Annotated in this window: 10 protein-coding genes; all 10 read right to left on the minus strand. The window is 37.9% G+C overall.

What is annotated here, in order from left to right; all coding sequences use genetic code 11:
• The coding region (locus tag F6K13_RS04665) for a condensation domain-containing protein (protein ID WP_287286920.1) at positions 1-487 on the minus strand (487 nt) is incomplete at its 3' end.
• A gap of 182 nt (positions 488-669) precedes the next feature.
• Positions 670-1641, minus strand: a complete 972-nt coding sequence (locus F6K13_RS04670; protein ID WP_124143155.1) for a DMT family transporter — start codon at positions 1639-1641, stop codon at positions 670-672.
• 421 nt (positions 1642-2062) lie between these two features.
• Positions 2063-3172 (minus strand): D-alanine--D-alanine ligase, encoded by a 1110-nt coding sequence (locus tag F6K13_RS04675; RefSeq protein ID WP_192901034.1) that lies wholly within the window; start codon positions 3170-3172, stop codon positions 2063-2065.
• Positions 3173-3664: 492 nt separating this feature from the next.
• Positions 3665-3916, minus strand: a complete 252-nt coding sequence (locus tag F6K13_RS04680; protein ID WP_124154323.1) for a hypothetical protein — start codon at positions 3914-3916, stop codon at positions 3665-3667.
• A complete protein-coding gene (locus tag F6K13_RS04685) occupies positions 3913-4908 on the minus strand; it encodes a DMT family transporter (RefSeq protein ID WP_124154324.1) in 996 nt (331 codons plus the stop codon). The genes F6K13_RS04680 and F6K13_RS04685 overlap by 4 nt, the downstream gene beginning before the upstream one ends.
• A gap of 44 nt (positions 4909-4952) precedes the next feature.
• Positions 4953-6482 carry a sodium/proline symporter gene (locus F6K13_RS04690; RefSeq protein WP_240041545.1) on the minus strand — a complete coding sequence of 510 codons (1530 nt, stop codon included), beginning with the start codon at positions 6480-6482 and terminating at the stop codon, positions 4953-4955.
• A gap of 153 nt (positions 6483-6635) precedes the next feature.
• Complete coding sequence (locus F6K13_RS04695) at positions 6636-8000, minus strand: ATP-grasp domain-containing protein (protein WP_124143153.1); 1365 nt, start codon at positions 7998-8000, stop codon at positions 6636-6638.
• 75 nt (positions 8001-8075) lie between these two features.
• Positions 8076-8432 carry an aspartate 1-decarboxylase gene (panD, locus tag F6K13_RS04700; protein ID WP_124143152.1) on the minus strand — a complete coding sequence of 119 codons (357 nt, stop codon included), beginning with the start codon at positions 8430-8432 and terminating at the stop codon, positions 8076-8078.
• A gap of 246 nt (positions 8433-8678) precedes the next feature.
• Positions 8679-9524: an O-methyltransferase gene (locus tag F6K13_RS04705; RefSeq protein ID WP_124154325.1), complete on the minus strand. Its 846-nt coding sequence runs from the start codon at positions 9522-9524 to the stop codon at positions 8679-8681.
• A 224-nt stretch (positions 9525-9748) separates the two neighbouring features.
• Entirely contained in the window at positions 9749-11092 is a 1344-nt protein-coding gene (locus F6K13_RS04710) for a sedoheptulose 7-phosphate cyclase (RefSeq protein ID WP_287286921.1), read from the minus strand.
• Positions 11093-11399: the final 307 nt, after the last annotated feature.

Consider the following 11399-nt stretch of genomic DNA (forward strand, 5'->3'; position numbering starts at 1 on the left):
TTTCATGATTAATTTTTGATTCATAGAGAGCAACAAATTCATTTACTAATATTAATAAAGACTCCCAATCTCCAGCTATTTGATGAACAGTCAATAACAAAATATTCTCTGTTACCGAACGTTTAAATAAACAAGCACGAAATACCCCGCTATTTTCTAAGTTAAAAGGACGTTTGAGCGAGTCAGATAAATGCCCTTCTAATTCCTCGTCGCTCCAAGATGAAGCAGAAATTTGTTCAAAATTAATATCGACATTTTCCTGAATTGTTTGAACTATTTTTCCATCTTGTTCGTAATAGATACTGCGAAGAATAGAGTGACGTTCAATTAATACTTGTAGTGTATCTTTTACACTTTGAATATCCAGAGGTGATTTAATCTGAAATGCTACAGACACTTTGTCTGTTAAACCTGTAGCTTTGAATTTATACAGAAACCAATTTGCTTGCTGTATGTAGGAAGTAGAAATTGATCGTAAAGTAGACAAAATTTGATTCCTCTTTAATTTAGCGAATATTGGCGTTGCTGATTTGAGGTATGATATCAGTTCTGGAGAAGAGCGCTAACAAAAAACTTTCTCTTCTACTACTTTCTTCTTATTTCTTCCCTCCTGAGTCCTGACTCTTGACTCCTAAAAAATTAATATCATACACTAATTCAGCTATGCCTTTAGTCATTTTCCAGCTTGATAGCAGATGTGCTAGAAATAGCCAAATACATTCCAAATAAAATTACAAAGAAACTTACAACAGTCAAAAAATTCAGGCTTTCTGAGAAAATAGCCCAACCTTCCACCGCACTGAGAGCAGGAATAATCAACGCCACTAAGCTACTAAACCCGGCAGATAACTTTTTGAGACAATAAGCCCAAAGTCCCATAGCAAGCATTTGACTAACGAGAGCTTGGGCAATTACTGCAAACCACCCATTTATCGAAGTTGGGAAAAGTTGCTCTTTGGCAATTAGAACAACAGGTAACATAAATAGAAAACTTGTTGTTGTAGACCAAGTCATAATAGTGACAGGGCTTAAATTACTACGGAGTCGCTGAATGACAAGTGGATGTATTCCAAAAAACACTGCTGAGAGCAAAGCTGCTAAACTTCCTAATAGTTCTTGGCTCATCCTCAATGATAACAGTTCTTTTGCTTCTAGTAAAGTTGCTCCAAAAATCGCAACTACCATACCAATCAAAAATCGATTGTCGAAAGTTTGACCTAAAGCTAGCCATCCTCCTAAGACGGTAAATATTGGCACCAGATTATGAATCATACTAGAGTTAGCAATACTCGTTTGATTTAAAGACCAAGCCCAAAGCATTAGACCTACTGATATAAGAACACCATCTATTATTAGTAGCTTTGCCCTATTAACTAGATGGTGCTTTTGTTGTTCGAGTTGAGTTTCTTTATTTCGGTATCGATGGCGTACTGTCAATAAAGTATTTAGCAGCCAAAAGGCAACAGCGGCTATCCAAAAACGATTAAATGCTGTAGCGTTTGGTCCTATTTCCAGTTCGCTCAAACGGATAAAAATGGGTGAAAAAGAGAGACAGATTATGCTAGCTGTTAATGCAACTAAGGAATCTATCGGTAAAAATGAGACAAACTGTAGCTTTAATAATTTTGCTTGAGCATTCATCTTTTTTTTTCTAGGCTAAGTCACATGGGAATGATAATAACGATAAATTAAGGCTGCTGAATAGCCAGTGTCCTAATTAGAACAGGACTTACCCATGAGGTACGAAAAACTAGGACTTGAGATTGCTTCCCTAGACGGAAATACGTTGAGGTGCTTGTCACCCCTTGAGACTCTAATGTTTACTTATCTGTAGGGACGTTGCATGCAATGTCCCTACCCACTCCCCTACTCCCCACTCCCTAACTCCTCTGCTCAATAAAATGAGAAATGGTATTATCAAAATAATATGGGTCGCGCAACCCTGCCTTTTAAGGCGAAATGTTTTTGGAGGCTTGCTCAAATCCCCTACTTCCCCTCCTGGGAGGGGGAGGGGCGAGGGGTGGGTTAACTTCTGACTTTTGACTTCTGACTTCTGACTTCATTAAATCTTTGCTACTTGCTCTGATTTGCTGTACTTAAACAATGAACCACAAGCTACGCGAGTTCTCCCTGCTGCTGCACTCCACAGTTGCAAAGCCACATCTTCTAAACTTTGCCCATCAGCTTGAAGCATCCGAGAAATCATGCTAATTTTGCCGAAAGACCAAAATAATCCTGCTTCAAGCAGATATGGCTCATTGGTTTTTGCGTGTACTCGGAAGTCATACAAGGAGTAATCACGACATCCCAATGCAATATGAGCCTTCTTAGCACTATCGCCAAGTTTCTTGAATAGTTCTGGTGTGACATTCGCTGGACATACTGGCTTCACTTCTGGTTTCTCAGGTTGTTTTCCAGGAGTTCCGTCTGATTTTAGCTCCAACTTATCATGTACAGTTCTAATAGGGTGTTCCTCCGTGACTAAGTACTCTATCATCGGCAAGACGGACAACTTACCTTCATACTCAACCACACCTACACGAAATTCCCTTCCAGGAATATAATCCTCCACTAACAACGTCTCGTCTAGTTTAAACCCAACTTTCAATGCTTCCTCTATTTGAGATTCATCCCACACCAATGTCACACCCAAAGAATTGTCTTCCGAGGTAGGTTTCACTACAAAGGGCGGCTCCATTGTTAATTTATCTCCTCGGCGTAGTTGTTGTGCTTTGGCAACCAGGACATCAGATGCAGAAACAATGCTCCTTGTCTGTGCTTTGTTAGTTGCTAATGCTGTGCAATGGGATGGCGACCCAACCACGGGGATACCAATGATATCCTCAAATAAAGCCCTGAAACTGGTCATTCCAGGAAAGCAGAACATATGGGGAACTACTACATCAATCTGAGGTAGTCGAGGAATCATATCCTGGAGAGACATCTTTTCTGACAAGGAATCTAAGGATGTTCCTAACTGCCAAAGACTGTCAGGATTTACGACTGCATAGTAGCTACTGACACCCACTGGTTGTACTACTTCTTTGGCGTAGATTATTGATAAGTTGTAGTAAAAGTCAGAGACAATGGAACCTGCGAGGTGCAATACTCGTAACATTGGCATTGTCTTTAAGGATGAAGGTTGAGTCTGAGAAATTTTTTCTAATGTCATAATGGCGTTGTTTTGTTTCTATTAAATTAGTTAATTGTGTCCTAAATTTTAACAAAACAAAAAAAGTAGAAAAATTAATTTTTATTAATTTTGACTAGTTTCATATCACGAATATTAAATATATTACCAAAAACTGTAGGACTTTTCTAGGTGATTTTGTATTGAGTCTACTGTGGACTACAGCCAGACAATAACATCCCCTAGCTTCCACTTAAATATTACTGCATTTTTCTATTTTTTTTCCCCAATTATTTAGCCTAATATTCTGTTATTTTACTTTGAAGGTAGTTCTTTTTCATTAGTTTTCAATGTTTTATCTTCATCTGAAAAAAAACTGTAATTTTATCTTAGATGAAGCTAAACTAGTGCCGCTACACGGAAGTTAAAAGTCAAAACTTAAAAGTCAATCATTTTTGATTTGTAATTGTTTTAGGATTTTGTAACTGGTCAGTTATTTCCACCATCCTGCACTAAGGAGATTTTCAATCAAGTTCATAAAATAAAATTAAGGGGTTGCTGAATCAATGAATATTTAGGGAAGTTGACATTCCATGTACTTCCCTTATACCTTCCCTCCAACTCCTGACTCCTGACTCCTGGCAAAAAACTGAATCGCCGACAAATATCCCAAATGCGTTCTATAAATACTGATGATATTAAAGCTTCTAAATCCCCGAGTATTTCGTCTCTGGTTAATAATGAGATGTCATTTATTCTAGCAAAGCTCTCAACTTTTGCCTTCAATAAGAAGGTTCAACTTTCGGTTTGATAGCAGACCTACTAGAGATAGCCAAATACATTCCCAATAAAATTACAAAGAAACTTACCGAAGTCAACAAGCTAAGATTTTCTGAGAAAATTGCCCAACCTTCGACAGCGCTGAGAACAGGAATAAATAACGCAACTAGACTAGTAAGTCCAGCAGATAACCTTTTGAGAGAATAAGCCAAAAGTCCTATACCTAACATTTGAGCAACAACGGCTTGAGCAATAACTGAAAACCAACCAGTGAAAGAACTTGGAAAAAGTTGCTCTTCAACAATTAGAGCAAAAGGCAATAATAATAGAGAGCTAGTTGCCGAAGACCAAGTCATAATCGTGATTGGGTTGATATGAGATCGGAGTTGCTCAACTATCAGTGGGTGTATGCCAAAAAATACTGCTGAAAGTAATGCTGCCAAATCTCCTAGTAGTTGTTGGCTGACTCTTAGTGATAAAAGGTCATTCATTTCTAATAATGCAGATCCAGCGAGCGCCACAAACATACCTAGCAGAAATCGATGGTCAAAGGTTTGACTTAAAGCTAGCCACCCTCCTAAAACAGTAAATATGGGAACCAGATTATGCATCATGCTAGCGTTGGCAATGCTTGTCTGAGTCAAAGACCAAGCCCAAAATGTTAGACCCATCGAGAGAATAACCCCATCTGCTATCATCAGTAGCTTGGCTCTGTGAAGTAGATGGGGTTTTTGTTGATCTGATTGGATTTCCTTTTGGGTTTCCTTTTTTCGTTCTCGGTGGCGCACAGCCAAAAATCGACTCACTAACCCAAAGGCAACAGTCGCAATCCACAAGCGATTAAATATTGCGGCATTGGGACCGATTTCATATTCGCTCAAACGGATGAAAATTGGTGATAAAGATAGACATATCGTCCCACCCATTAATGCAGCTAAACAGTCTATCGGTAATGATAAGAATAATTGTAATCGTGATACTTTATTTGGAGCATCCATCTTTTTCCGTCTCGATCAAACTGATACAAAGTAGTACAATTTTTTTATTTACTCAACTCTCTAGAGTCGGTCAAAAAATAAACAATTCCATAAACAATAAAGCCTGTAGCCATACCGGGAAGTACTTCATAAATAGCACTAGATAACCCAAGTCCTAAATTCCAGGCTATGGAAACAATAATACCAATAATCATCATGGCGATCGCTACTGGCACACTTATAGGTTTTTGCCAAACCCGCAATACCAATAATGGGCCTAAACCACAAGCTAAAATTGACCAAGAGAAAATTACTAAAGCGAATACGTTATTGTCTCCTGTTAGGGCAATTACTAATACAATAGCTGTGACAACTAACGTGGCAATTTTAGCCATTCTATAAGAATTAGCTGTATTAGGAATCAAGTCTTGACTCAATGCAGCCGAACAAGATAGAATCTGAGAGTCTGCTGTGGAAATTGCTGCTGAAAATAATCCTGCTAACATTAACCCCACCATCACTGCTGGTAAAAGTTCCATAGATAGATAAGGTAATGCCAATTCTGGGTCACTTGATGTGATTAAATCTGGCAACAATGCTCTTGCAGTTAACCCAACACCGAAGGCTGTGGCAGAGTTTATTTGACCGCAGACAAATTTGATGTTTCGAGCAAAAGCCACATTCTCTGCGGAGTCAATTGCCATTGCTCGTACTAATATATGAGGCTGACCGACAGCGCCAAATCCTGCCACTATCCATCCCAAAAAGTAAGGGAAAAATCCCCAAGGCAGATTAGCGGGAATCAAATTTGTTAAGGTGGGGTCAATTGCATTGAGTTTTGTCCAAAGTTCTCCAAACCCACCACAGTTAATCAAACCGACTATACACAGAACTAATAAGGAGCCAATCATCAAAATTGCCTGCACTGAATCAGTCCATATAGAAGCACGAATGCCTCCTGAAAAACAGTATATAACGACAATTACAGCTCCAATGATAACTCCTAATTGATAGTTCCAGCCAAATATTGCATTTAGTCCTTTGCTTGCTGCTACCAGTTGAGCTGAAGCATAAGTACCGAGAAAAGCAATAGTAATTAAGGCTGAAATTATTGTAATCAAGCGCCCGTTATTTTTTCCTGACCTTAGATTTTCTTGACCGAGGAATGAGGAAACTGTATCTGAATTTGTTTGTTGAGAGACTAACCTCAACTTTTTGAATATCAACCACCAAGCAATATAGTCTCCTATTGCCCAAGCAACAGGTATCCAAATGGAAGCAACTCCTACTTTGTAGGTAAAGCCAATTACTCCAATGAATAAATATCCACTCTGACCTGTTGCCATTGCTGATAAAGCTGTCAACCAGGGATTAACATTTCTACTAGCAAGTAGGTAATCATTTGTTGTGTTTTGTTTTTGGGTTGCGGAGTAAATGCCTACTACTGTAAATGAAAGTAAAAAGGCAATAAATGTTATCGCAATCCAAATTTGTTGATCCATAAAAATTGATGATTTAACCTTAGTAGAAATCTGTTTTTTCTTTCTTAATTTCTGGTAAGCATTTAGCTGCCAGCTATCAGATCTCAGCTTCATTTAAAGCAAGCTAGTCCTTCTTGTACTTCAATTCTCTTGTTGAAAATGTAGTAGAAGTTAAACAAATGCTTGCTTCATTTATTCATTCATTAAAGAAAATGAGAGCTAAACGCTTACGGTTTCTGAGCTTACATTCTACAGAAATCCAATTTGTTAATCTCCGCCCAATTCTACTAATTTCCCAATATTAAAATCAATTCTTACCCACCCCTTTAATTTTTGCAGATTACCTAACAAAAGTAAAGGAATTTGCCAATGGTGTACCATCAAAAATGGTAAGGGGTCATTTATTTGAAAAATACCATCTGTTCCTTGAAAAATTCTGTTAATCCAAGTTTTTAATTGTCCCAAAGATCTAATTCCTGTCAGTCGCCATAATTCATGGTAAGTCCAATAAGTAGGTTTACTATTTGGCAGTGGTATTAGTGAGGCTTCATTTTCATCTTTACTATCTTTCAAATAAGCATCTGCTACTCCTGGATGGTCGTAAAATGTTGTAATAGCTGAGTGAGTTCTAGGATTACATTCTATGGGATAAACTCGACCATCTTCTGTTTGAATAAAGTCAAAGGATATTTGCCCAGTAATATTTAATTCTCTGACAAATTTTTCTACCCATTGATAGATTTGAGGTCTATCTACATGATGATAATTGACTTGAAATTCTGATGATTCGCAACAACAATAGAGTCTAACTTTACCCTTTCTGACAGTGCTATGGGTACAATATTCTTTGCCTTTCACAAATTCTTGCATAATCCAGGGTCTCTGTTCGCTAATCGGCAAACTATTGACAAATTCCTCCATTTCTGCTTTTGAATTCATGGGCAGTTTTGTCATATCTAAACGACGCACTGAATCGTAAGGGATACTTTTGAGAATATATTTACTCCCATCAGTAGCAAAGTCAAAATTGAGAACTTGTTCAGGATTTGTAATTAAAAATGATTTTGGTACAGATAAACCAAAACTTTTAGCTTTTTCAATAAATGTAAATTTATTATCTAATAGTTGCGTAATTTCAGCGTCAAAATGCAATACTTCACAATGTTCCGATATAAGTGGTTTTGCTAAAGATTCATAGTAGCTTCCTGCCGGACTAGAAACTGGAATAAATACATCTATCTTTTCTTTTTTAATAATCTCTAATAATCCTTGAGAATAGCCTTCCCAATCTTTTTGGGGAAAGGGTAATGTGTAGAAACCTGTAACAGCATTAGAAAATCTATTTCCTGATAACCAATATTTATTTGCTTCTAGCAGAAAAACTTTGTGCCCTGCGGCATGGAATGAACGGGCAAGTTGCAAACATTTTGTCATTTTTGCACCCGTAATTAGGATGTTTTTTGGGTTTTCAGCTACTACTTTTTTTTGAAAAGGTTGACTGATAAAATTCCATAGCAGCGATGGTATTACTTTCAGGAAATTGAAAGGTAAAACAATTAATAATAAAATTAGAGTGCCGAGATTTTGGAAAAGTGCATAAGCACGTCCTTGAACAAATAAAATTAGTGCCATGTTATTATTTATAATCAGGAAAAAAGTGTTAAGTTTTTGAGAATAAAAATTTAGCTGTAGAGGTAGGTCTAAGTATTAGCTTTTCTGTAGAGGATTATTATTTTTATCCACTAAAATAACTTGAGGACGATGTAGAAGTGCTTCTTCTGGTGTCATTTGAGCATAAGCGATGACTATTATCTCGTCCCCAACAGCATTTATTCGGGCTGCTGGACCGTTGAGACAGACAATACGACTACCCCATTCCCCTGGAATAGTGTAGGTTTCTAGCCGTGAACCGTTATTGACATTAACTACTTGTACTTTTTCATAAGCTAAGATACTGGCAGTTTTTAGTAGTTCTTCATCAATGGTAATTGAACCCTCATAATATAGTTGTGCTTCAGTTACTTTGAGTCGATGCAGTTTACTCTTAAAAATTGTCAGTAGCATTTGATTATAATTATTTATATCGGTAACACCTATGATGTTATATCATGTCAGGTAGCATCGGTATTGTATAGCAAGGGTAGGGAACAGGGAACAGGCAAGAATACTTAAGAGCAAGAAAAAAACTTAAATTCCCTGTAGATATTCACCTTTGGGTTTACACTAATGATACCAGCTGACATGATGTTACCGAATATTCAGGAGTTATATCCAATTATTTATTGGGTTAATAATATCCTCAAACCATAACTACTTTCGTTTAATAATAGTTACCCCATCTCGTAAAGGTAGCAAAACTTGTTCTACTCTGGTATCTTCTGCAACAAAACGGTTAAATTTAGCGATCGCTTCTCCATTAGCAGCACGCTTTTCTGATGGCAGATAAGGTTGTCCTTGCAATAAAGTATTATCAACACAAATAAATCCATTTGGTGCTAATAAACTTGTATCTAAGAGAATTCTGAAATATTCTATATACTCTTTTTTATCGGCATCAATAAACACTAAATCAAAAGTTTCTCCGGCATCTGCCAACTTTTGCATAGTTTCCAAAGCTGGTGCAACTTCGACTGATATTTTCTTCCCAGCGGGAGACTTTTCAAAACAAGCTTTAGCAAAGTCAGCTACATATTGATCGACTTCACAAGCAACTTCAAGTCCATCTTCTGGCAGCGCTTCTGCCATTGCCAATGCGGAATACCCGGTAAACATTCCTATTTCTAGGATACGTTTCGCCCCAGTCATGTGAACGAACATTTTGAGAATTTGCCCCTCAATATGCCCAGATAACATTTCCTGTTCTAACTGGCGCACTGTTTCGCCATCAGAAAATCGTAAATTCCAGGGTTCCCGGCGAGTCTTTTCTGCTAATGCTGCCAAAGCATCTGACTCCTGGGTAGTATTTTTTTCAATGTAGGGGTCAAGACCTTCTGCTAATTGGTAAGCATCTTTAATAGCCTCAGCAAGTTGGGCAGGTATTTCTACGGTTTCTGCCATCTTGACAGTTTTTTCAAGTTTTTCTACTAAAATACCCAATGGTGTAACTGGTCTGGCAGTGTTTGTATTTACAGTTTCTGTATTTACAACGGTTATCATATTTCTATTCCATTACTATTGGATAAGTAGAATGGGCAAATACTAAATCATCTATAGCATACGAAAACTAAGTTTTAGCCTAAGCATTACAAGGCTTTGAGATTAATTATCGCAGAGGTCTAATGAAAATTTTGCAGTCTTTGCCCACTATTGTTCTTTTTTTCAAAAGGGAGCAGGGAGGAATTTCTTGTTTTCTCCACCCCACATCACAACTTCTATTTATTTTACTCCAAACCAAGATCACTTAAATACATTTGTTCGCCTTTTCCTTCATTTGGCACAGAGGTACAAAAATTCTTATGTTCCTCCACAGCAGATATTAATAAGTCTGAGGGAACTTCTCCAGCAAAACTACAACTACCAATACCTGTAGGTAAAGGTGCCCATAACCCACTACTACCGCGCTTGCGACGCATATTTTTCTGTCCTTGAATCATCAAATCACTGTCTTCGAGGATAGGATGATAAACTGATAAACCAAGAGAAGAACATAGTGCAACTATTCTGTCGCGATCGCCTTTTTCTAACCAACCCATTTCCATTGCTAAGGTTGCTCCAAAAGCCATACCAATAGTAACAGCATGACCGTGCATCAATTTGACTGCCGGCTCAAATTTGGGACTCCAGGTGTGACCGTAGGCGTGGGGTCTGTCTTGATAGGTCTCGAACATATTTGTTCCCTCATGCTTCATGTAGGAATACAATGCTCGATAAATTACTTCATCAGCTACCTGGGTCAGTTCCTCATCCGCATCAAAGTTAGCAAAATGGGTTTCAATTAACCGTGGGCCGTATTCTTCTAGTAAATCAAATAGCACTGGGTCATCAGTTACTGCCATTTTGATAATTTCTGCCATCCCATTGCGGATATGACCTTTTGCCAGAGTACGGAATAAGCTACGGTCTACTATTGTGATAACTGGGGGATGATATGCACCGATACTATTTTTAAATAGCTGACCATTTGTGCAGGTACGAGGAGATGGTCCAGCATCAATAGCTGCAACTATAGAACTTCCGATCATCACATAAGGTGTTCGTCGGTGCTGCAAAGCACAGGCCAAACCTGCCACATCGCTGAGTACGCCACCTCCAATGATTAGTACAGGTTCGTTGCGGGATACATCACAGCCATCTTTACCTAAGAATTGGAGTATGCGCTGAACTGTTTCTGGAGTTTTGTCTGATTCCCATGCACGACATACTAGAGTTTCTAGGGGAATCTCATTGTGCTTAAAATAAGCTTTCAGTGATTCTCCATAAAGTTCATCGACCGTTTGATCGACAACTGCTACACAACGACCACGACTTTTGTAGATTTCTGCCAACACTGGGTTAGATGGGTTTAGTACTCCATATACCAACTTTACTTCTGACTTGAGAGTAAAGGTTGCAGAAATCTCAAATGAGCGACCGTCTTCTACCGCTTTAATTTCTCCACGACCATCGTACCACTCTGAGGTTCGGTACTTCTTTGCATGATCGCGTCGAATACTGGGGTCAAATGTGAAGTCTGGCTTGCTAATTTCTTCGGTTAATGCTGTAGGGGGTAATATTGTGTTGGTCATAATTTTAGTTAGTTAATGGTTTGCTCCGAAATTTTACTTCTTAATAACACACAATCGAAGTTTTTGGTTAAACTTAAAGTCAGTTTATCAGCACATTATTATAGTACACGAATTCAGTGGTTTTTAGGGATATTACTACTTGCTGAGAGCAGTTTTTTTTCATTAATGCTAATTCAACAACTAATATTTAACGATTAATCATTAGTAATCACCTTTTCTTCAAAAGAATATGACTGACTAATACCACTATCATCAAATCTTGCTACAGTAGTTTATTTTCCTGGTGAAAATATGGATCTTAATACTG

Source organism: Okeania sp. SIO2B9, assembly GCF_010672505.1.
GTDB classification, from domain to species: Bacteria; Cyanobacteriota; Cyanobacteriia; order Cyanobacteriales; family Microcoleaceae; genus Okeania; species Okeania hirsuta.